Origin of the sequence: Flavobacterium humidisoli, assembly GCF_023272795.1 — a bacterium.
Classification (GTDB): Bacteria; Bacteroidota; Bacteroidia; order Flavobacteriales; family Flavobacteriaceae; genus Flavobacterium; species Flavobacterium humidisoli.
The window spans coordinates 476,228-501,503 of the sequence record NZ_CP096829.1 but is presented as its reverse complement, the minus strand read 5'-3'; the positions used below and the strand labels follow the sequence as shown (position 1 = coordinate 501,503).

Here is a 25,276-nt window from a genome sequence, read left to right as displayed (position 1 = left end):
GGACTAATTATCTGTCAGATCCAGTTTATCAAACAAATTCGTTTCTAAATTTCCTGCAATAAAGGAATAGGGATAATTTGGATTATTAAGATTATAACCTAAGACAACGACTCCACGCAAATTCTCTTTACTTTCCAGTTCTAATATCTGGTCTAACACATTATTCCTGGTGGCAGTATCAATATCTTTATAAGGATACCCAACTATTGCATACTGTCTTCTTTCGGGTCCGCAGGTAAGGCTTACCCAATTATGAGGTTTACTCATTTTGCCTCTTACTATGCTGCTTTTCAGTTCATTTAATTTCTTCTCAAATAGTGCTTGATCTTGTTTTGGTAAGTTTAATAAAATAAAAGATGCCACCAGCCAATTTTCACCATTGCTATTGATATAATTAAGAGTGTCTGACCAATACTGTGTTTTTTGCAAAAAAGGTTTTTTTACCTGTATTGCTCTTCCTTTTCCGATCATATAGGGGTCGAGCTCTTTAGATAATAAAGTAAGATTCAAATAGGTGGAGTTATTGTACTCATCTTCTCCTATGTTAAAACCATTTTTTAAATAAAAACCAAATAAATCAAGCTCATCACCTTGAAAGTTAACATGGGCTTCAAACTCCCTTCTTCTAGAAAGATAATGTATTTTCTCACTTTGTAAAGGAAGAATATCAAAGATAACTTCAAGATCTGTGAAACTTATTGATGGCGCTAATTCTTCTAATTTATGTGTGACAACTTTTGCCTCAATTAGTTTCTTTAAGTTACATCCAATTGATCCTAAATTAGACAGGGTCACTCCAAGTGGGACATAGTAATTTATCATGTTGGAATCAAACTCATTTTTCGCGCCCGATTTGGTCTTAAAAACATGTGATTTTCTATTATTCTGCAGGTAATTTTTAAACCTTATAGTTTGCTCAGATGGTGCCACCACTAAATCCTTGAGTGTTTGAAATAATCGGTCAGGCGCACCACGTTTTGCAGGATTACTTACCGTTCCGGATTTGGCTTCAACAATGATAGCGAAATCTTCAATTAGGACTATCAGATCATTCTCAAATATTTTATTAGTTGTGGGGCAAGTCCATAAACTTCCACTAAAAATTTTTGCATCAGGAAATGCATCTTTAAAAAGTTTCTCTATCTTTTCTTCCAGATATTTTCCTTTTTCTTTAATATAAAGATCTTTAAGGGTTTTCTCTTGTACAATAAAACTTTCAAGTAAATCAATTCCAAGATGCGAGAATAAAAATGGCACCGCAGAAAAATACTTATTCTCATCAAGCCTTATAAAAGGTTTTGAATGAATCGGATTATTTAAAAAAACATGGTTTTTGTCTACGTTAACTAAGTCACCAAAGCGGTATGCCAGCGGATCAAAAATTTGGCTTATATCTTCGTTGCTCAGCGAAGTATTTGTTAAGGCTTTAATTTCTTCAAAATCAATAGTAAAAATATCTTTAAGTTTTAAATCCGAATGCTCTATAAAGAAGCTTTTTAACATTTGCAGATTCTTTCCGAATTCTTCCCATAAATTCAATCTTGATAGAGCATTAGTTGGGCTAACACCAGGCATATTATTTTCATATGCATCAAATACTGCATTAAAGTTCTTAGCTATAATTGCCGGGCGGATATTATTCTTATGCGCATTAAGTTTTTTGGTACTTAGATCTGCCAGACCAAATAAAACATCAAGAAATACTTCAGGCTTAAATCCTAATTTATCTTCGAACTTAGCACTTATACGAGCTGATAACTCATAAGCAATTTTTTGCATTTGTCCCTCATATGCCCAATTACGAACTGCAAGAGTATGATGCATCATTTCCAGTCTTAACATGACAGGACCAAATTCTTCCTCTGTTGCTGCTTTATCGGAAAGTTTAAAATAGGCAAACGATTGATGTTGATTTAAATCTTGCAATAATTTTTTAAAATCTTCTTCTTTTTCATTTAATGGCATTGCACTTAGAGTCCTCTCCTGATATAAGGAATAGCACTGTAAAATCTCTAAATAAAACATATGAAAGTCTAGTCTCCCTTCAATTGCTTCTCTATCTATGCCTTCTTCTTCAGCAATAAAATAAAAAATACAAAAAGAACATAAGTATAGAGGATCATAGTCCTTAAAATACTCCTGCAATTTTTGAAACTCAATTTCAAATTCAATAGTCGATCTTTCAGCTAGTTCTAAAAATGGTTTTATTCTTTGCTCAAAACTTATTTCTTCTTGAAAAGGATTGTCAATTCGGTAAAGATTTTGTGTAACTGCTTGGTAAGGTTTATATTTTTTCTTAGAAGATTTATTTTTTTTCACAATCTTTCTCTTACGGCTTACTGGCATAGTACAATTATTAGATATTAAAAGAGCTTAAATATATAATAATTCATCAACAAATCTTCAGTTTTTGAATCATAGATGAACTTAGAATAGCAATTATTTATCAATTTAATTCTAAAATATTTAGTTGGTTATTGAATATAGAATTTTTATGGCGAAGGTTTAATTCTGTTCATCTTTACTTTTCTTATCAGTTGTTTTTGGTATTAAATGCTGCAGTTTCGGATCGTTCTTAATCCGTTCCAGTTCATCTGCTACTATTGAGACAATATCCAGTTTGATTTGTTTGTAGTTGGCCTCAATTTCAGCCTTCATCCTATCTTCTCCATTTTCATTTACAAAAGAAAGTATTTCCGGGATTTTCTGGTAGGTTTTAGTTTCAGCAGCCACTTTCTCATTATCGACCACAATCTCCGCATGAAAGATCTTTTGTTCGATACGTTCCTCAAAGTTATCGGAAACTGCCCCCACAAACATTCCCTGTGTCAGGGTTGAGATTTTGGATGCTGGTATCAGGCTTTCGAGCTGTGTTGAAATAGAAGTTGATTTATCATTTCGATTGATGGTCATACTCTGACGCTGCTGCAATATTTTACCGAAGCGTTCCGAAAGGCTTTTAGCCGTTTCCCCGACAACCTGCCCGCTGAAAATATTCCCTACCGTATTCTGAATGACTTTACTCTCCTTATCTCCGTAATCCCTTGTCAATTGGGAATAATCCTGAAACCCCAGACATACCGCTACCTTATTGCTCCTTGCCGTAGCAATCAGATTGTCCAGCCCCCTGAAGTAAATTGTGGGAAGCTCGTCAATGATTACAGAACTTTTGAGCTGTCCTTTTTTATTGATGAGTTTTACGATTCGTGAATTGTACAAACCCAATGCAGCGGAATAAATATTTTGCCTGTCAGGATTATTGCCCACGCAAAGGATTTTTGGAGCTGCAGGATTATTAATATCTAATGAGAAATCATCACCGGTCATTACCCAATAAAGGCTTGGGGATATCATACGGGACAATGGTATTTTTGCTGATGCTATCTGGCCTTGTAATTGGTCCTGAGCACCTCCCTGCCAGGCATCCATAAACGGCGACAGATAATTTTCCAGTTCGGAATAGGTGGTTAAAATGGTAAAAACATCTGCATATTTTTTGTTAAGCAGTTCAATAGCATGAGGAAAAGTACAATACTTTCCATTATCATAAATCTTCAAAAACCAGATGATAGCCGCCAAAAGAATAATCGGGCTTTCGACAAAGAAATCTCCCTGTTTTTGAATCCACGAACGGTTCAGGTTAAGCATAATGGTATAGGCTGATTCGTAAGCATCAGATATGTCGGTCATAAAATCAGGATTGATCGGATTGCATCGATGGCTTCTTCTGGGATCATCAAAATTGATGACGTAAAACTTTGGTTTGACTTTGTATTTGTCGGTATGTTGTAATAGATGGTTGTACGCAATGGTAGAAAGGTCATCAAACTTGAAATCATAGATGTACATCGAAAAACCTTTCTCGATTTGCTGTTTAATGTAGTTGTTTACAATGGCATACGATTTACCGGAACCCGGGGTGCCTAATACGATAGTCGCGCGGAAAGGATTTACAATATTTATCCAGCCATTGTGCTGTTTTTTGCGATACCAGAATTTAGTAGGCAGATTGATGGAATACTCATTTTGCATCAACCGGGTTTCCTGCATAAAACTTTCGTTTTCCATATTAAATACATCCTCCATTAGGTTATTTTTGAGCAGCCTGCTCATCCATACACCTGCCATCAGCAGTGAAATATATCCCAAACTCAAGGTGAAAACATATAAAAATGCGGCCATTTCAATGGGCAGCCTGAGTAATGGCGTATTGAGAAAGAAAAAAATAACGCCTATTGTAAGCGCTGTATAGATTTTGCTCCATGTAATCTTTTCATTTTTAACACCCTTACTGCCCAAACAGCTTAATGCCAAAAGAACCAAAGCAAATACCTTCGTATACAGCGTATGGGAAAACAGTCCTGCTGTGCGCTGAAAGTTTCCCAGTATTTTATCAATGACAGATAATGTCCATTGTTCTTCTTTGAAAAACTCGTAACAAAACCAATAGCAGTGCATCAGGACTAATAAAATACTGACCGCTCTCATAAACTCCATGATTTTGGCTAATCCTCTTAAGTCATCTTCTCCCTGCATTTTCTAATTATTAAATGTTTGGACGTGAATTTAAAGGCTTTGAAGCATGGCTGTAAGAATGTGGCAGGTATTGGAGTTGCGTGGAAGTATTTGGCGCTCAAGCGGTTCTAATCAGGTTTAGATTTTACATCGCTTTTTTTATTAAATTTATAGTCCTGAAAATTATTTTGGGTATCTCATCAATTTAAATATCAACATTAAAGAAAAATAATATGAATTACTATAATCCTGATATTGATCCAGGTGAAAGTGAACAAGAATATGAAGCACGGAAAAATGAAGAAAGTAAATCTGCAACAGGATTAATGTTTGGTATCGCTGGAGTTTTTATTTTTGTCTTAAAAATGGCTGCTATTTTCGGTATTTTCTTTTATGCCGGATTTTTACTGTCTCAAAAACTGTGGGGAGAAGAAACTAACAAATTCAAAATTTGGGGTTTCTCCATATTTTTTACCTATCTTATTTTCTGCATCATTTATTTCTTTAAAGGAACTATCATCGGATTGCTGGCAAACAACAGGAAGTTATGGATATTACCGTGGGTACTCTGTGTATTATTATGCTGCATTGTCCCTTCATTTATAGTAAAATCATTGGTTGCTGGGATGTTCAATCCGACCGAACGACAGGGTATATTGTGTATTGGGTTTAGTTGGGGAGCATTCATCCTTTTTTCATTATATATCTATAGTATTTATCAGTTCAAGACACGAATTGCTCCGAAGGTTTTGTATTGGAGCTATGCTTGGGGATTGAAATTATCTTCATAATCGTGAGTTCATAAAGTACAATAAAACCTATTGTCCTCTCTTACGTTTCTTTTTCTTCTTCATCTTATTGGCAAAATCCTGTTCTTGATAATCTTCTCCCTGAGCTTCCGGCAATATCCCGCCAAAACCTTCTATACTACTATGGATATCGTTAGATTGAATAGTACTTTGATTACTTAGAAAATCAAATAAATCGTGAGGTTTCTCAGCTGGTAGATTTTCGGATACTGTTTTGATTGAAATTGTTTTGGTATTCTCACTATTTTTAACTTCCGGTTGTAGCCCATTATTCCACCAGTCGTTGAATACATTGGCTGAGAGTTCTTTTCCCAAACGCGAACCATTCCATACCGTTTTGGAATTGTGGTCAATAAATGTAATTCCATAAATGCGTCCCGTATCATTTTTGCGAGTAATCACATTAATGCCTTTTTCAGTCAGCTGTTTTTTAAAGTCCTGTTCGTCAATGGCCGATTGCAGGGTTGTTTCAATTTTTTTTCTAATTGTAGGTCTCGCATCACTTTCTTTAAGTATCTCTTTGGACGCTGTAAAATGATTTTGCATCTCGATATATCCTGCACTTTTTCCAAAAAGAGAGGCTTTAAATGGGCTGCTGGCTTTTTTACCATTTTCATTCAGGACAAAATAGACCACTCCTTGTTTGGGTTTTCCATGTAATTCGCCCTTGACTTCCTCAGCTGTAATATTGAAAAGCGACAGTAAAGCATTGTATTCCCCAAAACTTTGAAACGCATATTTTTTAGGCAGATACCGTACCACCGAAGCGACCTGCCCTTTAAGATCATTACTCTTGTAATCCACGACACGAAATGCCTTTTCGTCCTGTTTGGATTCTTTTTCGCCAGCGCAGGTTAATTGGTATTTTTCTTCTAGCTTCCTGCAGATGTCCATCGAACGTCTGCGCTCATAACTGTCTGAAATTTTCCTGCCTTGTTCATCTACACAAACCGAAACGATATGGATATGGGTGCGTTCAATATCAGTATGTTTGAACACTACGTAAGGCTGCTCGCCGTATCCCATTTTTTCCATATACTCCTGCGCAACAGTATTAAATTTTTCATCACTGACATTATCTTTTGGGTCAGGATTGAGAGAAATATGCAGGACCGTTTTTTCTGTTTTACGATTCGCCAGCAGATAAGGTTCAAAAGAACGCAGCATCTGGGCTACAGAATAATGTCCATCAGGAGTTTCCTGGATCTTATGAGTAAAGAGAATCTCCGCATTTTCCTTCTCGACTTTCAGCTGATTATAGGTAAGCACGCCTGTCAGGTTTTGTCCTCTGCCAATTTTAGCTACCATTTTACTTGTTGTTTTTAATATATTTTGTTTCAAATTCTCCGGTAATCTGAATGATTTTTTGACATAATACTGCCATTTCAGCGGTATGCTTTTCTAGCTTATAGAGATAAGCGGCCGCTTTTTTCTCGGAGAAATTGCGATAAAGCAGTTTTACGATTTGGTTATAATTCACTCCAACGCTCCGGAATTGTCCATACAAAGTGGTTAACCGCATATAATAATCCATTGCAGCTTTATCGATTTTGACTGTTTTAATGGTCTTCTGAAAGATGCATGCAGTGATAAAATGTGCCATTACATTCATTTGGGACTGTTCAAAAAGAGAAAGAAAACGGGCGTTTTCTTCCGCATTCAATGATATGGAATAGCGAAATATGGCAGGATCCTTTTTAGGATTACGCCCTGATTTTCCGGGTTGTCTGTTATTGCTTTGCTCCATGATAAATCCAATTAGAATCTTATAAAACATCGACTTCGGAGAATGTTTTCCAGCCCCCGGCGGGGCAAGTTGTTTTGAGCAGCGGAATTCATTTCCAGCAGCTCAAAACACAACTTGCTCCTTTCTGGTGAAAGGAAAATCCGCTCTTTCAGGCAGATTAAAGTAAGCAGGCAAAACGGCTTTTGGCCGTTCACTTTCTTAGCCGATGTGTCATAATGCTTTTTCATAAGTCTGTTAATAAAAATTATTTTACAAAGTAAAGTGCTCTTTACAAGAGTAATGCAATGTGCTGGAGTGCCAAAAACAGCCTTTGAATGCCAAGTACTGTCGCATTAATAAAAGCACATAGATAACTACATTCCTTTGTACAAGAAAGCAGATGCAGGTAGGCAGCGCGATAGCAAGGTAGTTTTAGAACTACCTCTGTATTTATCTACAGAGCATTGTAGCTATTAAAATTGGAATGTACATAAGCTGCTAATTGTGTTTATAAGTATAAGCAAAAGCAGCTTGCTGATTACCCACCTACAGATTGGGCTATATGGGCGCAGATGTAATGGAATAAGTATCTCAATATGCGTAGTGCTACCTCAAAGGGTATTACTATAGCGAGGCAGTTGATGAGGATAATACAAACGTAATCAGGTAAGTGGTTCGAGACAAAACTACCCGTGTACAGGAATAGACAAAGAATTACCTGCCTGATTGCTTACATAGTTAGATAAGTATCAACAATTAAAAACAATAAGAAATGAAAACAGAAAACAACCCCGTATTTATTGCCTTTTCTTCTCAAAAGGGAGGCGTAGGCAAAAGTACTTTTACGGCACTTGCTGCCAGTACGCTTCATTATCGTTTAGGTTACAATGTTGTAGTATTCGATGCCGATTTCCCACAACTCAGCTTAATGAAAATGAAAGCACGTGATCTGGCAATGGTCATGGAAAATGAGGTTTTAAAAAGAATGGCATACACACAGTTTACCACGATTAACAAAAAAGCCTATCCAATTATCCAGCATAAAGCCGAAGGCGTTTTGGAGGCAGCAAATGATTTTTTAGAATCCTCAACAGTTCCAATAGACGTGATCTTTTTTGATCTTCCCGGTACGGTAAATACACCTGGCATTTTGAATGCCCTGGCAGGGATGCATCATATTTTTACCCCAATTACCGCTGATCGATTTGTGATGGAAAGCACCCTTGTTTTTACACAGTTGATGCGGGATATTATTATGAAAAAAGGTCAAACGTCCATTAAAAGTGTTAATCTTTTCTGGAATCAGGTAGATGGCAGGGAACGCTCCCCTTTATATGATATCTATAATAAACTTATCGATGATTTGGGATTTAGCCTTATGCAGTGCAGCATCATGAACAGTACCCGCTTTCGAAAAGAAAGCGAACTCGATACAAAGTCTGTTTTCCGATCCACTTTAATGCCTCCGGACAAACACCTGATGAAAGCCTGTCGGTTAGATCAGTTTATGGAAGAATTTTTAAACATTGTTCAATTATAAAGCTATGGAAAAAGATAATAAGAAAAAAATCACTCCTGAGATTGACGAGGCGCTGATGATGGATATAATGGCAGATGGCGTTAAAAAGGAAGGACTAACGCCTCCGCTGGAAGAACACAAACCTTCACCAGAGACGCTGCAGGAAAAGTCTTTGATAAAGGAGCGCATAAGAATTAAAAGAGGAACTGATACTGATTATGAAGCCATTTTTTTTAAGAAGACTCATACTAATGCGCGAGATGGCAAAACGGTGTATATACAACCTGATTTTCATGAAAAATTATCCCGGATCGTTCAGGTTATCGGCGAGGATAAGCTGGCGATTTATGCCTATCTAAATAATGTACTGGAATATCATTTTCAGGAATTTGGAGAACAGATTACCAAAAGTTTTAATGAGAAATACAAACCTATTTTATAAAGTAGCCATGAAAATAAAAATTAAAATCCAAGAGACCGGTAAAGAACAATTTCAAAAATTGTTTATGGTCAATCGCTTTCCTTCAGGACGAACTGGAAAAGTTGTATATCTGCGTCCTGAGTACCATGAGCGTCTGCTGCGCATTGTCCAATTGTCAAGGGAAGAAAAAATTACGCTCTATTCCTATATTGACAACATTATGGAATATCACTTCAGGGAATTTGGAGAAGAAATCACAGCTTATTTCAATGAACGCAACAAACCAATTCTTTAATTATGGAAACAATTATTGTAATATGCCTGTTGATAATTATTGTCCTGTTGCTACAGGATAAAGTTGTTATCAAGAAAAGGACAGAGCAAAAGTCATTTCAGGCAAAAGTCAATCCGAACCTGCCCGATATTATGGGGCAGCCCAAGCCTTTAAGAAGTCTTTCAGTGCCAAACACTACCAATGAAAGCCAAATAGAGGAACAAGAGATAAATCGCTATAATTTTGAGGTTGAATGTAACGAAAATGAAAACGTTGGTATTCAAATTCCGCAGGAAGAACTAGACGAAGTTTTTGGAAATATGCCTGATTTGGAAGAAGAGGAAGAAGAATGGAACACGTATGGAATATCCAGTGGGAATGACGGTTTTGCTCAAGGGGTTACCTTTGAAGAACTAAGCTCCGTGGGGATGCTGCTGCAAAAGGAAAAATTGGAGCCGTCTCAAAAGGAAACAGCGGCAGTCATAGTCCAGAAAATACAGGGAACCGAATTATTTATCCTGCTGGAGAATTCTATGGAAAGCGCCTCCCGTAAAATAGCAGAGCTGTTGGACGGGAGCCTTTCTTTTACGGCTGATTCTGCTGCTTCTGATTTGCAGAAAATTGATGAAATTAATTTTGATATTGGGGACTTTGTCTGAAAAGATAAGTCCCCTTTATTTTATAATAAAAAATAAAGTATCTGATGGAAAGAGAACTTCCGGTTATTACTATTGAAGGTACCGACTTTATAGTAGATGTAAACAAGCTTGAGCTTATTGAAAAGGCCGATCATAAAAATGTTATCGCGTTTGAAGATATGCGTGATGTCGGCGACGGCTATACTTTTGAATACAGCCTTAAGAATAAAAACCTTCCAGGGATGTTTCACAATGAAAGCAAAACTGTCAGAATTCCTGAATTTATTATTCTAGATCCGATCGGCATGGCCAATAAAAACAACCATCCTGTAAGCGAGATAATGGATAAGTCAGATTTTGGCCTTATGGTAGATCAGCAGGCTTTTGATCTGCGGGTAAACAAGGGAATGCTACCGACTGTGGATATCGCCGGACATATCTTTTATGTTGATATTAGAATGGATAAGCTTCGTCCAAAAGACGATTTCCTTTCCAATGGTATTGTATTCTCGGATATAGAAAGATACTACGATTTAGAAAAAAGGACCTACACCATTCCTTATAATCCCAAGACACACGAATTTCAGGAACCTGATTACCTAAATATAAAAGAACTTCCTAAAGATTTAATCGCTGTAAGATTTCCCTCTGAAAGATTACTTGACAGAATTGGCTGGAACCGAAAATATGGATTTGAGATTAGGCACGGTCTGGTAAGGCAGGGTTTAAAATTGCAGTTTGCTGCAAAGAATGTTCCTTGGAAAAATACTTTTCTTGTTGATTTGATTAAAAGCAATCTAAAAGCAGAAAAGAAGCAGGAAAAAGCTATTGAGAAAAAACATCTAATCCAGCCAAAACAAAATAACCGAAGAATATAATTCTGTAATTCCAAACTTTCAAACGTCAAGCATAAAATGTTTGACGTTTTTTTTATGCTCAAACACTCACAATAATGCCACTGATAGCCAAGTAATTCCACTGACTTCCAATTTGTTACAACGACTTGATTTCCATAAGATATTTGTCCCGATAACCTGCAAGGCGCAGGTATAAATGAGAAATTTAACTCGGTTTAATCATGAAAAAACAAAGAAAAAAAATCCTGCAGGCAGCAGTGGCAATGCTGGCAGGTTTCGGAGCACTTGCCCAGGGAAACGGTACAGCCGGGATCAACGAAGCAACCCAAATGGTAACTTCTTATTTCGACCCCGCCACACAGCTCATCTATGCCATTGGAGCTGTGGTTGGTCTTATCGGTGGCGTAAAAGTGTACAACAAATTCAGTAGTGGAGATCCCGATACGAGCAAAACCGCTGCAAGCTGGTTTGGGGCCTGTATCTTCCTTATCGTAGCGGCTACGATCCTGCGTTCCTTCTTCCTTTAAAACTGATATATGAACAATTACAATATCAACAAAGGCATCGGAACAACGGTCGAGTTTAAAGGATTGAAAGCACAATACCTGTTCATCTTCGCTGGCGGACTTTTAGGGACACTTATCCTGGTCATGATACTTTATATGGCTGGGGTCAATTCTTATATCTGTCTGTTTCTGGGAGCTGGCGGTGCTTCGCTAATCGTATGGCAGACCTTTTCCCTGAACAAAAAGTATGGAGAACACGGAATGATGAAAGCAGGTGCGAGAAAAAGGCATCCCCATTACATTATCTGCCGCAAGCCTGTACACCGCTATCTGAAGTTCACTCTTAAATGTAATCACGTATGAGAAATATAGCCAAGACCACAACCCTGGAAAGCAAGTTCCCGCTTCTGGCGGTAGAGAACAATTGTATACTATCAAAAGATGCGGATATTACTGTCTGTTTTCAGGTCCATTTACCGGAACTGTTCACGGTAGCTTCAGCGGAATATGAAGCCATTCATTCCGCCTGGCATAAAGCCATCAAAACCCTGCCTGATTTTACGGTAGTACACAAGCAGGATTGGTACATCAAGGAAAACTATGCACCTGATATGGCACAGGACGACCAAAGTTTTTTAGCAAAGTCTTATCAGCGCCATTTCAATGAGCGTCCGTTCCTGAACCATTATTGCTACTTGTTCCTTACCAAGACAACCAAAGAGCGGATGCGGATGCAGAGTAATTTCTCATCACTATGCAAAGGTTCACTCATACCAAAGGAAATAAGGGACAAGGAAGCGATTCATCGCTTTATGGAAGTGGTTGCCCAGTTTGAGCGTATCATTAACGATTGCGAATTTGTAAAACTGCAGCACCTGAGCGAAGAAGACATTGTTGGCGCGAAAGGAAAACAGGGCTTATTGGAACAGTACCTTACCCTGTCAGGAGAAGCCGGGACACCAATGCAGGATATCGCACTCGGAACTGAAGAAGTTCGTATAGGCAACAAAAGGTTATCACTGCATACCATGTCCGATACGGACGATCTGCCGGCAGCAGTATCGGCAGATACCCGTTACGAAAAACTGTCTACAGATCGCAGTGATTGCCGTCTGTCATTCGCAGCGCCCGTAGGTTTGCTGCTTAACTGTAACCATATTTACAACCAATACCTGTTTTTGGATAACAGCGAAGAGAGCCTGCAAAAGTTTGAAAAATCTGCAAGAAATATGCACTCTTTAGCCCGTTACAGCCGTGCCAACCAAATCAATAAAGAGTGGATAGAAAAATACCTGAATGAAGCACATTCATTTGGTCTTTCGTCTATTAGGGCACATTTCAACATTATGGCGTGGTCGGAAGATCCGGGGGAACTCAAGCAGTTAAAGAACGATTGCGGTAGTGCACTCGCTCTTATGGAATGTAAGCCACGACACAATACGACTGATGTGGCTACGCTGTATTGGGCTGGAATGCCGGGCAATGCCGGAGATTTTCCAAGCGAAGAAAGTTTTTACACTTTCATTGAACCTGCGTTGTGCTTCTTCACAGAAGAAACGAATTACCACAATTCACCTTCGCCGTTCGGTATCAAGATGGCAGACAGGCTCACAGGCAACCCCATACATCTGGATATTTCTGATTTGCCGATGAAAAAAGGAATTATTACCAATCGTAACAAATTCATATTGGGTCCTTCGGGCAGCGGAAAATCTTTCTTTACCAATCATATGGTCAGGCAGTATTATGAGCAGGGAGCCCATGTGCTGCTGGTAGATACCGGAAACAGTTATCAGGGATTGTGCGAACTCATCAAAGGAAAAACCAAAGGCGAAGATGGCGTGTATTTTACTTATACGGAAGACAATCCTATTGCTTTTAATCCTTTCTATACCGATGATGGTATTTTCGATATTGAAAAAAGAGAAAGTGTCAAAACACTCATACTAACGCTTTGGAAAAGAGATGATGAACCGCCGACCCGTTCGGAAGAAGTAGCTCTTTCCAATGCCGTAAGCGGTTATATCGAAATAATCAAACAGGAAAATGCAAAACCTTCGTTTAATGCCTTTTATGATTATGTGCGTACTGATTACCGCAAAGTATTGGAAGAAAAACAGGTAAGGGAAAAAGACTTTGATATTGCCAATTTTCTCAATGTACTGGAACCTTACTACAAAGGTGGCGAATACGATTATCTGCTGAATTCGGATAAACAGTTAGACCTGCTTTCCAAGCGATTTATCGTTTTTGAGATAGATGCTATTAAGGATCATAAAATCCTCTTCCCAATAGTGACCATCATTATTATGGAAGTCTTTATCAATAAGATGAGAAGGCTCAAAGGTATCCGCAAGCTGATACTGATTGAAGAGGCTTGGAAAGCCATTGCGAAGGAAGGAATGGCAAATTACATAAAGTATCTTTTCAAGACTGTGCGTAAATTTTTTGGGGAAGCTATCGTAGTCACGCAGGAAGTGGATGACATCATCCAATCGCCCATTGTAAAAGAAAGTATCATCAATAATAGTGACTGTAAGATCCTGCTTGACCAGCGCAAGTACATGAACAAGTTTGACGATATACAGGCAATGCTTGGTCTGACCGACAAGGAAAAAGCGCAGGTGCTTTCCATCAATATGAACAACGATCCCTCACGGTTCTACAAGGAAGTATGGATTGGGCTTGGCGGAACACACTCTGCGGTATATGCTACAGAAGTTTCCGGCGAGGAATATCTCGCCTATACCACCGAAGAAACCGAAAAACTGGAAGTGATGCAGCTTGCGGCAGAACTGGACGGCAATGTAGAACTCGCCATTAAGCACATCGCCATGAGGCGGCGCGCACAAGAAAATCAACAATGATTACTAATTTAAAAAATCGAAGAACAATGAAAAAAATATTATTTATGGTGTATACGGCGCTTATCCTTGCCTGTGCACCGTCCGTAAAAGCACAATTTGTAGTAACCGATCCGGCCAATCTGGCATCGGGTATTCTCAATAGTGCCAATGAAATAGTACAGACCTCTAACACTGTGTCCAATGTCGTGAAAAATTTCAAGGAAGTAGAAAAAGTGTACAAACAGGGCAAGGAATATTACGACAAACTCCAGGCGGTAAACAATCTGGTGAAAGATGCACGCAAAGTACAGCAGACTGTACTGCTGGTGGGCGATGTATCGGAAATGTATGTAAAGAATTTTGGTAAAATGATGAATGACCCCAATTTTTCTGCCCAGGAATTGGCAGCTATTGCAAATGGCTATTCGGCTCTTCTGGGAGAAAGTACCGAACTGCTAAAAGAACTCAAACAGATTGTAAATTCCTCCAGCCTGTCCCTGAATGATAAAGAGCGCATGGATATTATTGACCGTGTGTACAAAGAAGTCAAAGAATACCACAGCCTTGTCCGTTACTATACCAATAAGAATATCTCGGTAAGCATTCTAAGGGCAAAGAAGCAGAACAATACCAAAAGAGTGCTTGAACTCTATGGAACCTCAAATCAAAAATACTGGTAAGCCATGGAATTTAATAATCTTCACCAAGTTCTGCGTTCCTTGTATGATGAGATGCTTCCGCTGTCCGCCGATATGGCGGCAGTGGCCAAAGGCCTTGCCGGGCTGGGTGCTTTATTCTATGTGGCGCTAAAGGTTTGGCAGGCTCTCAGCCGGGCCGAACCAATAGATGTCTTTCCGCTCCTGCGTCCTTTTGCCTTGGGAATGTGTATTATGTTTTTCCCGACCATGGTACTGGGAACCATAAATTCGGTCTTAAGTCCTGTGGTTACAGGAACCCATTCCATCCTTGAAGATCAGGTGCTTGACCTGAACGAGTTACAGGCAAAAAAAGACCAGCTCGATCACGAGGCAATGCTCCGTAATCCGGAAACTGCCTATATGGTGTCGAACGAAGAATTTGACAAAAAACTCGATGAATTGGGCTGGTCACCCGCCGATGTGGGCACAATGGCAGGAATGTATATGGGCAGAGAAGCTTATAAGATAGAGAAAGCCATAAAGGAATGGTTTCGCAATCTGCTGGAAATACTCTTTCAGGCCGCGGCACTTGTCATTGACACTATTCGGACATTTTTCCTCATTGTCCTGTCCATACTCGGACCGATAGCCTTTGCCATATCAGTCTGGGACGGATTTCAGTCCACACTCACGCAGTGGCTTTCCCGATACGTCAGTGTTTATTTATGGCTTCCGGTAGCAGATTTGTTTAGCTCTATGCTAGCTAAAATACAATCCCTGATTATTGAGAGGGACATTGAAATGCTTGCCGATCCGACATTCATTCCTGATACTTCAAACACCATTTATATAATCTTTATGATTATAGGTATTGTGGGCTACTTCACCATTCCGACGGTAACAGGCTGGATTATTCAGGCAGGGGGAGCAAACAACTTTGCCCGTAATGTTAACCAAACGGCGATGAAAACCGGAAATATTGCCGGAGCCGGAACGGGTTCCGCAGTAGGAAATATCGGTGGCAGGCTCATAAACAAATAAAAATAATTAATCACAGAAGAAAATGGAATTTAAAACGCTAAGAAATATCGAAAACAGTTTCAGGCAGATACGCTTGTATGCCATTGTGTTTGCCTTACTATGCGCAGGTATCACGGGATATGGTGTATGGCATTCCTACCGTTTTGCAGAACAGCAGCGGCAGAAAATCTATGTCCTGGACAATGGAAAGTCACTCATGCTGGCACTCGCGCAGGATGCATCGATCAACCGTCCGGTAGAAGCACGTGAACACGTCAGACGTTTTCACGAACTGTTCTTTACGCTCGCTCCCGACAAAAATGCTATTGAAAGCAATATGAAAAGGGCTTTCAATCTTGCTGATAAAAGTGCCTTTGATTATTATAAGGACCTTTCGGAAAAAGGGTATTACAACCGTATTATATCGGGTAATGTGCAGCAGCGCATCGAAATAGATAGTGTGTCCTGCAGTTTCGAGACCTATCCCTACACCGCCCGTACCTATGCCAAACAGTTTATCATCCGTTCGAGCTATGTGACAAAACGCAGCCTTATTAGTTCCTGTTATCTCGTAAACTCCGTTCGTTCAGACAACAATCCGCAAGGTTTTAATATTGAAAAGTTTGCGGTAATAGAAAACAAGGATATAGAGGTCATCGAACGCTAAAAATCAAGATTATGAAACAATTACTCGATTTAGACACACTGGCAAAAACCCTGACCGATAAGGGATACGATGGCAGCTTCCAAACTCAAGCCGCTTATGGCGACAAAATCAAAGAAAGCATCAGCAGGTTTTTGGAAGCTTGCAGAAAAGGTATAGATGAACCAAGGCTGCCCAACATGCTGCTGCTGAAAACTTACCTGCAATGGAATGGTGAGGATAAGCCATATGTCGAGTGTTATATGTGGATAAAGTATGAAAACGGTCTTTTCGATGTAGAGAAAATGAATATTGAAAAAAAAGGCCAGTACGGTGATTCAATAAATAAATCTGAACTGACAAATCTTACCACCAGGTCAGTTCCTACATCGAAAGAAGCCATTGCCCAAGTGTCCGAAAAACTTAATGAACAGCTTTCTTCCCAAAAAAGAGGATTTAGAATGTAACAGCTTAAATAATGAGAAGTATGAAAAAATTAAGAGCAAATATGGACAAGTGGTTTGACAGGCTCGATGAACGATGGCGGCTGTTGCCCATTAGGAAGCAGCACCAATACACGCTGTATTTTTTCGTCGCTTACCTAATTCTCACAGCAGGAGTACTATTTAAAGTGTGGTATGATGCCGGAAAGCCAGATAACAATATGGTCATTGGGCATATCGAAAACCCTGTCCTGAAAAAGAAAGAACGTCCTGCAGTCCTGCAGGACACATTATCAACAATTTTAAAAAATAGGATTTATGAAAGAAAATGAGAACAAAAAGACCGTTGTTCGGGTTACGGAAGGAAACCCGGCGGCAACCGCTGAGGTACTGCAAGACAGTACGCAGAATAAAGACGATAAATTGAAAAAACCATTAATATTTTGCTTGATGGGTATTGTTTTCGTTGGTTGTATGTACCTCATCTTTAAACCGTCAGAAGACAAGAAGGAAACCGACAACATCGGTATTAACGATGCTGTTCCCGAGGCTACCGAAGCTGGAATGCAGGCAGACAAGCAAAAGGCTTATGAGCAGGAAATGCTGGAACAGAAGGATGCAGAAAAACGCAGTTCATTAACGACACTTTCTGATTATTGGAATACCGATAACACAGAAGATCCAGCAGATCAGGCGATTGATAAGCAGGAGAACTATGATAGCGAAAAATCTGGTGAAGACAAGAACCCGACAGTCAACAGCTACCGGAACGCACAAGCTGCATTAGGTTCTTTTTATCAGGATGACAATCGTGAAACGATGGAACTCCGCAGACAATTGGACGAACTGAGGGAAAAGCTTGTTGAAAAAGATATGCCTAAAGCTGTAACCGTAGATGACCAATTGGAATTGATGGAAAAGTCCTATCAGATGGCGGCGAAGTATCTTCCGTCAGGTGCTAATTCACCGGAAGTTGTGCCTGTCAAGGATGCAGCTCCATCTTCAAAAGTCTCAACGCAAAAAGAACATTTTGTATCGTTCACTTCAGCCAAAAAAAATAGTGTATCCGCCTTACACCGTGAGCCTTCAGACAGTACCTTTTTAGCCAATTGGAGCGAAACAAGAAACAGAGGATTTTATACAGCAGGTTCTGCCGAACAATTGGTACAGCCCAAAAACAGTATAAAAGCCTGCGTAGATGAAACACAAACAGTCATTGGCGATACGGGAGTTCGATTGCGTCTGCTTGAAGCTGCCCAAACGCCCAGTCGTGCTATTCCAAAAGGGACTATTGTGACGGCAAATGCTAAATATCAGAGTGGTCGTTTACAGCTAAAAGTAACCTCTGTCGAATTGGATGGTAATATCATTCCTGTTGAGATTACCATTTACGATCTGGACGGACAACAGGGCTTGTATGTTCCGTACTCTCCCGAGATGAATGCCCTTACAGAAATGGCAGGTAATATGAGCCAGCAGTCAGGAACAAGCCTGATGCTTACCCAATCTGCCGGACAACAGGTTGCCGCTGATCTAAGCCGTGGCGTTGTACAGGGCATTTCAGGTTATTTCGCCAAAAAGGTTCGCACACCAAAAGTTACCCTTAAGGCAGGGCACCAAGTCTTGCTTGTTTCCAAGCAATAATGTTGAATTCAAATAAATAAAACAATGAAAAATCTTTTTAAAACCTTTGTGGCATTTGCCCTGAGCATCAGTCTGGCCGTAACGTCTTTTGCACAAGACAGTGTAAAATCAAAAACTGTGCTTGCATTGGGCAAGATTGAGCCTTACAAAATGGAAGTTACCTATGATAAAACTTCACATTTGATTTTCCCCACTGCCATCCGCTATGTGGACTTGGGCAGTGAGTACCTGATTGCCGGGAAAGCTGATGATGCGGAAAACGTATTGCGTGTAAAAGCGTCGGTAAGGGAATTTGAGCCCGAAACGAACTTTTCGGTCATTACCAATGACGGACGTTTTTACAGCTTCAATGTGCATTACAGTTCCTTCCCCGAAGCAATAAGTTATGACCTGTTAACCATGCAGAAAACGTTGGATAAAGCCAGCGGAAACGATGTTCTTTTTGAAGAATTGGGCAGCAATTCTCCATCATTGGCGGGTTTGCTTTTGGAAACCATTTACAAAAACGACAAGCGTATCGTAAAGCATATTGGGGCTAAAAGCTTTGGGATCCAATTTATACTGAAAGGAATTTACATCCACAACGGTAAATACTACTTTCATACGGCACTTGGAAACCGTACTAATGTGCCGTTTCAGATCGACTTTATCAATTTCAAAGTTGTCGATAAAAAGGTAGCCAAGCGTACCGTAGTACAGGAACGTCCGATGATACCGTTACGCATTTACAAGCCATTAGACGCAATTAGCGGAAAATCAATGGAGCAAAATGTATTCCTTTTAGACCAGTTTACCATTGCCGATGACAAGGTACTGCAGATCGAAATTTTCGAGAAAAACGGCGGCAGGAATCAGGTACTTCAGGTTGAAAATTCGGATTTGATAAGAGCCCGGCTCATTAATGATATGCATTTGAAGTTTTAGTAATCCATTAAACAACAATATAAAATGAAAAAATATATCCATACCGTGATACTCGTTTTGATGAGCATCACAATGGCACAGGCGCAACGAATGCTGCCTAAGCAAAAAGGACTGGAGGTAAATGTCGGAATTTTGTCCGATGATAAAATCGGCAATGATTACTTTATCAATATCGGAATGACCGTTAACGGAAAAAACGGTAATTATAAGATTTTGGCGTTGGAATATTCACGCCAATACTACGACTATAACGAAATCCGCATACCCCAGGAAACCTACACTGCTGAGGGTGGTTATAGTTTTTTCCTTCTTGGTGATGCCCTGAAGAACGTTACGCTTAATGCAGCCATAACAGGTGTAGCCGGCTACGAAAGTATCAACCGGGGCGATGATGTATTATATGATGGGGCGAAAATACTAAGCGAGGATAATTTTATCTACGGAGCTGGTGGGCGTTTGACTATTGAAACCTACCTGTCTGACCGATTAGTGATAATCCTTCAAGGCAAAACAAAAGTCCTGTGGGGTACGGATCTGGAGCAGTTCCGACCATCGGCAGGTTTAGGTTTAAGGTTTAATTTTTAAAACAAAAACGATGACAGCATTTTTTAATAAGTTCAGTAAAGGATTTCTGCCGGTATTGCTGGCAATCCTGATAAGTTCTGTTCTACTCTTGTCCTGTGATAAGGACGAACTGGAAATACAGAATGACTTCCCTTTTGAGGTAACGGTGATGCCAGTACCTGCAGCCATTGCAAATGGAAATACCGTGGAGATAAGGTTAACAATACAGCCAACGGGTAATTACAACAATACGCAGTATTTCATTCGCTACTTTCAATTCGACGGGCAGGGTACGTTGCGGTATTACAATGAACCACCTTACCAGCCCAATGATTTATATGGGATACCAGCAAGGCAATTCAGGTTGTATTATACTTCAAACTCTACCGTTTCCCAGTCCTTTGAAGTATGGATTTCGGATAATTTTGGAAACGAAAAACAGTTGAGTTTTGAATTTAACAGCAGCGATTAGCAGTACCGTACTGGTTTATGCCAGCAGTAAAATTTCATATTTTAAGCACAGCCCGGATCCGATCTCCGGGTTGTTTTATTTGCAGTCTGTTCTGGTATTCCGAAATATAAACATTGGATTACTGCACAAACGTTACTATATTTGCGCAAAATATAGAAAAACTCTTATAGTGTTTTTGCTTAGGACTCGGTAACTGAAAACTGGTAATTTTTAAAGACTGCGAGACAAATAAGTAAGGACGCTCATGCCATTGGCGTGGGCGCTCGCTTATTCGTGGTCGGGTATACCAGTACCTCAGTTCCGGAAAGTGTAGTGGTCTGCGCCATGTTTTTTTATAATGGTACTCATGCCACTTAAACTTAAGGAACATATTTGCGTTATCGGCAGGTAATTTGTAGGGCTCTTTTATTTTTGCTATAAGGTATTAGTAAAGTTTTAATCACTATTACAGGATCAAAGTCTTATAATGACAAATTATCAGTCATTATTTTCTATAATTTGTTCAACATTAAAAAGAATAATGGAAAAAGAAAAACAGATTACTATTAGTATAATTGAGGACCATTCAGGGCTTAGGGTATCCCTTCAAAATTTTTTACAGTACAGTAATTTTAAAGTGGTGCTTGAAGCTGCCAATGGTCAGCTGGCCATAGAGAGTCTGCAGATGCTGGAAGTACTGCCGGACATTTGTATTTTGGATATTAACATGCCCGTTATGGATGGCTACCAGACCGCTAAGGAATTGGCAGAGAGATACCCCGGAATCAAGATATTGGTCTTCAGCAGTCTTGACAATAAGAGAAGTATAAGGGAAATGCTTAGTCTGGGAGTCAAGGGATATGTACTTAAAGGATCCGCTGCTGAAAAACTTAAAACAGCTGTAATCAAACTTCATCAAGGGGAATATTATTTTAGTGAGACAATAAGTCAAACTGCCGTAAGCTATTTAGCAGAAAACAGTAATTTGCACTAATACAGAATTACTCTTTGTAAATATAATGTTCGGCACTATATGTAATTGTGACGGCACTTAATTATAATCTTACCAATAATGTTAACTAACCCGCTGATAGACCGCACTAATAGATTTTATATCGAAATATCCAAAAAAGTACTTTCTGAAAAGGAACATGATATACTACAGAAGCTTTTGATAGAAAAAAAGACTCTTACTGAAGTAGGAGATAATTATGGGATCAATAGCGAGAGCGTACGCAGGATGTACGAAAGGACATTTGAGAAAGTGAAGAGTGTTACTGAGGTGCTTGCCGATATAGATTTCTATAAGGAAAAATTAGAGCAGCTAAAACATGATTTTGAATATGAGTCAGGGCGGATTAAAAAAAGAAGAATTACACCTGACACTGACCTGAATAAATTGCTGTATGACAGCCACTTTCCTTTTAGCAAGAGAATGTATAACATAATCGAGTCTTTAGGGATCAGTACCATAGGAGAACTTGCTGTTATCCCACTCAAGGATTTTCAGTGTTTAAGGGGATTTAAAGGGAAATGTAAAAAAGAACTGATTGCATTTATTGAGTTTGAAAACATTGAACATCTTTTTAAAGGTTTTTCTGTTTGGAAAACAGTACCAATTAAATAGTGGCAACAATTTATAAAAGCTGTCCTAAATGGCGGTCTTCTTTTGCTTCTTTTCTTTGGCCGCTAATGTGGAAAGAAAAGAAGTCAAAAATGTATTTTAGGGATGTGTATCCCTAATAAAAAAAACAACCGCTTTGGTAAAATGTCAGTAAAAGGAATGCGGGAAGGTGCATTTTGCCAATGTGGATGTCCCGATTTTATGCAAAAAGACTGTCCCGACCATCGGAAGGGTCTGTCTTTTTGCTGCCGAAAATTGGTTTTCAGGCTACTTTTATGGGCTGTGAGCGGAAATCCTTCAGATTAAGAAAAAAGCCCCTGTACTGGGTCATTCCGTTGCGAAACAGACCCCAAAGCAATGAGCATCCCATCTGAGCCAAAGAGGAATTAATGAACAAATCCTGTTTCTCCAATGCTTCGGACAAACTACAGCTTGGCGTATCGTCCTGTTCTTCGGACTGCTGGAGCAGTTCTGCAAATTCATCGGTAACCATTGGCAGGCTTGCCACCGTTTGGTATTTCTCTGAACTGGGTTGCTTTATCTCTGAAATGGTAGAAAGCAGTACCTGCCCTGTGTGCTGGCTGTTGCCAAAGTCAAGCCAATACTTTGGCGTATCGCTGTAATTTCTGCAGGTGCTCATTTCTTTCAGGATTTCAGCCACTCCAAACCTTGCCTGTACGTTGTCCACACAAGTAATAGTAATAATTGCCCTTGCATTTTCGGGCAGTCTGCCAAACTTGTCCTTTTCAAATTTTACCGTTTCAGCTTTCCAATTTGTCCCTGACCAACGGTTTGCACGATTGATTAAAGAAACGGATTTGTACAATCCTGTTTCGCTCTGTGCAAAACGCTGTCTGCCTAAATTGGCACTCGTGATACTATCATCATCCCAAAGGCGGACTTGCAGACCTGCGTGTCCGAGTTCAATTAAACTGTGGTTCATTTCCATTAGGGAGGTCAATACTTTTGAGCCTGTACCGCCTGCCCCGATAAGGTTTATGCAAATCGGATTGGTGGGATTAATCAAATAGTTGTCCGTAAAATGGACTTTTGTTTTTTCGGTGTTCATCTCAGTAGATTTTTAAGTGTGCTGTTATTAGGTTTTAATACTTCTTTCGGAAAGGATTTGTCTATATCAATTAGTTCTTTCCACAGGTTTACACAATTTCCTTTTATCGGATTGTAGTTTCCCAATAAATGGCTGAAATAGCTGTTAAAAAAATAACTTTCCCAAGCGCAAATAAATTCCTCTACTGAAGCCGAATTTTGAATGTCAATATTTACCGTTCCCATACACACATTGCCGTTTTCATAGATGTTGAAAAAAGGTGCATAATACAATGGCGTTTTTTCTGTGGGTCTTCTCTGGCTAAGCAAAGCAAAAACAGAAAGACTGTTTTTATTGGCAGACCAGACCATTGGCGGTACTTGAGCCTTGCCGTTAGCAATGCCCAAACCATTAACAAAATACATCTGCCTTTGCTGAGCTTTGGTGTACCAAATCACCGTGCCTTTTTCGCTCGGGTTGATATGCAAAATGCTTGTCGGCAAGATTCCCTTTGGCTTTAAAAAAGCGATGCTTTTTTCTTCATCTGTATGCAAAGCCTTCGCTAATACATTGGCTTCCTTTACCGTTAATGGGTGCGCATTTATCGGATTTCCGTATTTGTCCATGTCAAAATGTTCTACATACATATCACTTTGCATTGCTTTGGTTTCATAAAAGACCAATGCGGATTTCGGGTGGTATAATGTTCCGAAATTCTCGGTTATATCGTTTAAATAGTTCATTTTGATTCAGTTTTATATTCATATAGTAAACCGCATAAATCATTCAATAGCGCAAACAGGCGGTTCTCAAAATCAAGGCTTCCCGCTGTTACTTGACTTCCATCAAAGGATTTGCTAATGACGGGTTCTTCCATTGTTCCGTACTCATTAAATTCATTGTTGATACTCTCGCAAAGGCTTTCATAGAGCCAGCCTTTGGTATCGGCTATAAAGGAGATGTACTTTTCCATTGCGATGGTTTCATTATCAAAGTCATCATTGTCGGGATCTTCTTCGGAAATGGGAGCGTTTCGAAAAATGCCTGCTGTGGGATATTCCGTAAAAAGTGCAAAGGCATTGCTCGCCATCTCCCTGCATTCCTGGTCAAATGCATCAGGGCTTTTGAAGTTTTTTAAACGCTGTTCAAAAAGCAGTAAATTGATGCGGTTGAATAGTTTCTGTTCTATCTTATCGCCAACCTGTTCGGCTTGCCTTAACTCACTTTTACAGCTTTCGGTTTCGTCCGCTTCATCGTCTTGTTCTACCCAGTCTTCCATCATTTCATACATACCGTACAAATAGGTGTTTTCCTGCCTGTAATACGGAATATCGGCTATATGGTACAGATAACTGCAAACTGAAATAAGTAACTGTGCAGTCTTTTTCCGCTTTGGGTCGTGAAGCATTTTAAAGAGCGGAACTATGGGAATATAATACAGTGTGGTTCTTGTATTGTATCGTTCCTCACTTATAAAGAAGGTTTTTTTGCTGTCCTGTACCAATTTAAAACCATCCCAATTGGTATGGGTACGTTTTAATTTGGTTTCCATATCCCACATCGCCAAAGCCAAATTATAGGGATAACTGTAAAGCTGTGTCTGCATTGGTTCAATATTGTAATGCTTTGCAAGTTTGCAAAGGGACTTGTAAAAATCTCTCTGCGTTTTTGCCGTTTTCTTACAAGCCTGTACAGATTGCTCCGTTTTCAGTTTGGGAAGAAAACTGCACTTTAGAAAACCATTGGCAACATGGCTGTCGGTAAGGATTTCTGTTTGTCTTTGCGCAGCTCGTTTGCATCTTTGGGTCTCTGCATCCAATTGGCGAACCCGCTGAGCTGTCGGTGCAACTGCTGTTGTCGTTTCTGCTTGGGCAGTCTGATAACTCCCGATATGATGTTGTGTTGCATAATTCATCGTTTTACTATTTTTTGTTTAACCTTTTGTACCCATTACACTTTCAAATTTGTACTCTACTGCATCGTCTTTTATCTGCGGAGCTGATACTTTTGCCGTTGTCAAAATTGGGTACGTACTGGCATAAAAATTCATTACGGCTTCCAAGTTCCAACGTGGTTCGGGGTCGGTCAGTCTAATGTCCTGTCCTTTGTCTCTGAGTATAAACACTCTTTCTAATTGGGTTGCTAATAACATAGTTTCTGATTTTG

General features: G+C 39.5%; 28 protein-coding genes. 20 read left to right on the top strand and 8 right to left on the bottom strand.

The window, feature by feature from the left end:
• Nucleotides 1-3 precede the first annotated feature (3 nt).
• A complete protein-coding gene (locus M0M44_RS02460) occupies nucleotides 4-2,346 on the bottom strand; it encodes a hypothetical protein (protein ID WP_248728357.1) in 2,343 nt (780 codons plus the stop codon).
• Between the two features lie 159 nt (nucleotides 2,347-2,505).
• Nucleotides 2,506-4,536: a conjugal transfer protein MobC gene (gene mobC / locus M0M44_RS02455; RefSeq protein ID WP_248728356.1), complete on the bottom strand. Its 2,031-nt coding sequence runs from the start codon at nucleotides 4,534-4,536 to the stop codon at nucleotides 2,506-2,508.
• A 212-nt stretch (nucleotides 4,537-4,748) separates the two neighbouring features.
• On the opposite strand from mobC, the gene M0M44_RS02450 reads away from it, so the two are divergent.
• Nucleotides 4,749-5,306, top strand: a complete 558-nt coding sequence (locus tag M0M44_RS02450) for a hypothetical protein (RefSeq protein ID WP_248728355.1) — start codon at nucleotides 4,749-4,751, stop codon at nucleotides 5,304-5,306.
• A 27-nt stretch (nucleotides 5,307-5,333) separates the two neighbouring features.
• On the opposite strand, the gene mobB is transcribed toward M0M44_RS02450, so the two are convergent.
• Both mobB and mobA read right to left on the bottom strand, forming a co-directional pair.
• Nucleotides 5,334-6,632: a conjugal transfer protein MobB gene (gene mobB / locus M0M44_RS02445; RefSeq protein WP_248728354.1), complete on the bottom strand. Its 1,299-nt coding sequence runs from the start codon at nucleotides 6,630-6,632 to the stop codon at nucleotides 5,334-5,336.
• A gap of 1 nt (nucleotide 6,633) precedes the next feature.
• Complete coding sequence (mobA, locus tag M0M44_RS02440; RefSeq protein ID WP_248728353.1) at nucleotides 6,634-7,071, bottom strand: conjugal transfer protein MobA; 438 nt, start codon at nucleotides 7,069-7,071, stop codon at nucleotides 6,634-6,636.
• 751 nt (nucleotides 7,072-7,822) lie between these two features.
• Here mobA and M0M44_RS02435 point away from each other — a divergent pair.
• The 19 genes from M0M44_RS02435 to M0M44_RS02345 all read left to right on the top strand — a co-directional run bounded on the left by M0M44_RS02435 (nucleotide 7,823) and on the right by M0M44_RS02345 (nucleotide 22,065).
• Nucleotides 7,823-8,590 carry a ParA family protein gene (locus M0M44_RS02435; protein ID WP_248728352.1) on the top strand — a complete coding sequence of 256 codons (768 nt, stop codon included), beginning with the start codon at nucleotides 7,823-7,825 and terminating at the stop codon, nucleotides 8,588-8,590.
• A 4-nt stretch (nucleotides 8,591-8,594) separates the two neighbouring features.
• The gene (locus M0M44_RS02430) at nucleotides 8,595-9,011 is read left to right on the top strand and encodes a DUF3408 domain-containing protein (protein WP_248728351.1); all 417 of its coding nucleotides are present in this window, start codon (nucleotides 8,595-8,597) and stop codon (nucleotides 9,009-9,011) included.
• Complete coding sequence (locus tag M0M44_RS02425) at nucleotides 8,986-9,285, top strand: DUF3408 domain-containing protein (RefSeq protein WP_248728350.1); 300 nt, start codon at nucleotides 8,986-8,988, stop codon at nucleotides 9,283-9,285. Before M0M44_RS02430 ends, M0M44_RS02425 begins: the two co-directional genes overlap by 26 nt.
• Nucleotides 9,286-9,287: 2 nt before the next feature.
• The gene (locus M0M44_RS02420; protein WP_248728349.1) at nucleotides 9,288-9,923 is read left to right on the top strand and encodes a conjugal transfer protein TraD; all 636 of its coding nucleotides are present in this window, start codon (nucleotides 9,288-9,290) and stop codon (nucleotides 9,921-9,923) included.
• Nucleotides 9,924-9,967: 44 nt separating this feature from the next.
• Complete coding sequence (locus tag M0M44_RS02415) at nucleotides 9,968-10,780, top strand: hypothetical protein (protein ID WP_248728348.1); 813 nt, start codon at nucleotides 9,968-9,970, stop codon at nucleotides 10,778-10,780.
• Between the two features lie 200 nt (nucleotides 10,781-10,980).
• Entirely contained in the window at nucleotides 10,981-11,286 is a 306-nt protein-coding gene (locus M0M44_RS02410) for a DUF4134 domain-containing protein (protein ID WP_248728347.1), read from the top strand.
• Between the two features lie 9 nt (nucleotides 11,287-11,295).
• Nucleotides 11,296-11,628: a DUF4133 domain-containing protein gene (locus M0M44_RS02405; protein ID WP_248728346.1), complete on the top strand. Its 333-nt coding sequence runs from the start codon at nucleotides 11,296-11,298 to the stop codon at nucleotides 11,626-11,628.
• On the top strand, nucleotides 11,625-14,132 hold the full coding sequence (locus M0M44_RS02400) for a TraG family conjugative transposon ATPase (RefSeq protein WP_248728345.1): 2,508 nt from the start codon (nucleotides 11,625-11,627) through the stop codon (nucleotides 14,130-14,132). The genes M0M44_RS02405 and M0M44_RS02400 overlap by 4 nt, the downstream gene beginning before the upstream one ends.
• A 26-nt stretch (nucleotides 14,133-14,158) precedes the next feature.
• A complete protein-coding gene (locus M0M44_RS02395; RefSeq protein ID WP_248728344.1) occupies nucleotides 14,159-14,791 on the top strand; it encodes a DUF4141 domain-containing protein in 633 nt (210 codons plus the stop codon).
• 3 nt (nucleotides 14,792-14,794) lie between these two features.
• On the top strand, nucleotides 14,795-15,790 hold the full coding sequence (gene traJ / locus M0M44_RS02390) for a conjugative transposon protein TraJ (RefSeq protein ID WP_248728343.1): 996 nt from the start codon (nucleotides 14,795-14,797) through the stop codon (nucleotides 15,788-15,790).
• Between the two features lie 22 nt (nucleotides 15,791-15,812).
• Nucleotides 15,813-16,436 carry a conjugative transposon protein TraK gene (gene traK, locus M0M44_RS02385; RefSeq protein WP_248728342.1) on the top strand — a complete coding sequence of 208 codons (624 nt, stop codon included), beginning with the start codon at nucleotides 15,813-15,815 and terminating at the stop codon, nucleotides 16,434-16,436.
• Between the two features lie 11 nt (nucleotides 16,437-16,447).
• Nucleotides 16,448-16,879, top strand: coding sequence for a hypothetical protein (locus tag M0M44_RS02380; RefSeq protein WP_248728341.1), 432 nt, complete (start codon nucleotides 16,448-16,450; stop codon nucleotides 16,877-16,879).
• A 20-nt stretch (nucleotides 16,880-16,899) separates the two neighbouring features.
• Nucleotides 16,900-17,187, top strand: coding sequence for a nitrogen regulatory IIA protein (locus M0M44_RS02375; RefSeq protein WP_248728340.1), 288 nt, complete (start codon nucleotides 16,900-16,902; stop codon nucleotides 17,185-17,187).
• Nucleotides 17,174-18,499: a conjugative transposon protein TraM gene (traM, locus tag M0M44_RS02370; RefSeq protein WP_248728339.1), complete on the top strand. Its 1,326-nt coding sequence runs from the start codon at nucleotides 17,174-17,176 to the stop codon at nucleotides 18,497-18,499. The genes M0M44_RS02375 and traM overlap by 14 nt, the downstream gene beginning before the upstream one ends.
• 24 nt (nucleotides 18,500-18,523) lie before the next feature.
• Nucleotides 18,524-19,423: a conjugative transposon protein TraN gene (gene traN, locus M0M44_RS02365; RefSeq protein WP_248728338.1), complete on the top strand. Its 900-nt coding sequence runs from the start codon at nucleotides 18,524-18,526 to the stop codon at nucleotides 19,421-19,423.
• A gap of 24 nt (nucleotides 19,424-19,447) precedes the next feature.
• Complete coding sequence (locus tag M0M44_RS02360) at nucleotides 19,448-20,008, top strand: conjugal transfer protein TraO (protein WP_248728337.1); 561 nt, start codon at nucleotides 19,448-19,450, stop codon at nucleotides 20,006-20,008.
• Between the two features lie 10 nt (nucleotides 20,009-20,018).
• Nucleotides 20,019-20,459: a DUF3872 domain-containing protein gene (locus M0M44_RS02355; protein WP_248728336.1), complete on the top strand. Its 441-nt coding sequence runs from the start codon at nucleotides 20,019-20,021 to the stop codon at nucleotides 20,457-20,459.
• A gap of 520 nt (nucleotides 20,460-20,979) precedes the next feature.
• Complete coding sequence (locus M0M44_RS02350) at nucleotides 20,980-21,432, top strand: response regulator (RefSeq protein ID WP_068840755.1); 453 nt, start codon at nucleotides 20,980-20,982, stop codon at nucleotides 21,430-21,432.
• Nucleotides 21,433-21,510: 78 nt separating this feature from the next.
• The gene (locus M0M44_RS02345; protein WP_248728335.1) at nucleotides 21,511-22,065 is read left to right on the top strand and encodes a sigma factor-like helix-turn-helix DNA-binding protein; all 555 of its coding nucleotides are present in this window, start codon (nucleotides 21,511-21,513) and stop codon (nucleotides 22,063-22,065) included.
• Nucleotides 22,066-22,324: 259 nt separating this feature from the next.
• On the opposite strand, the gene M0M44_RS02340 is transcribed toward M0M44_RS02345, so the two are convergent.
• Genes M0M44_RS02340 through M0M44_RS02325 form a run of 4 tightly spaced genes read right to left on the bottom strand, consistent with a single transcriptional unit; the run spans nucleotide 22,325 to nucleotide 25,262 of the window.
• A complete protein-coding gene (locus M0M44_RS02340; protein WP_248728334.1) occupies nucleotides 22,325-23,131 on the bottom strand; it encodes a PRTRC system ThiF family protein in 807 nt (268 codons plus the stop codon).
• Nucleotides 23,128-23,853 (bottom strand): PRTRC system protein B, encoded by a 726-nt coding sequence (locus M0M44_RS02335; RefSeq protein ID WP_248728333.1) that lies wholly within the window; start codon nucleotides 23,851-23,853, stop codon nucleotides 23,128-23,130. Before M0M44_RS02335 ends, M0M44_RS02340 begins: the two co-directional genes overlap by 4 nt.
• Nucleotides 23,850-25,025, bottom strand: coding sequence for a hypothetical protein (locus tag M0M44_RS02330; RefSeq protein ID WP_248728332.1), 1,176 nt, complete (start codon nucleotides 25,023-25,025; stop codon nucleotides 23,850-23,852). The genes M0M44_RS02335 and M0M44_RS02330 overlap by 4 nt, the downstream gene beginning before the upstream one ends.
• An 18-nt stretch (nucleotides 25,026-25,043) precedes the next feature.
• Nucleotides 25,044-25,262 carry a PRTRC system protein C gene (locus tag M0M44_RS02325; protein ID WP_248728331.1) on the bottom strand — a complete coding sequence of 73 codons (219 nt, stop codon included), beginning with the start codon at nucleotides 25,260-25,262 and terminating at the stop codon, nucleotides 25,044-25,046.
• Between the last annotated feature and the right edge of the window lie 14 nt (nucleotides 25,263-25,276).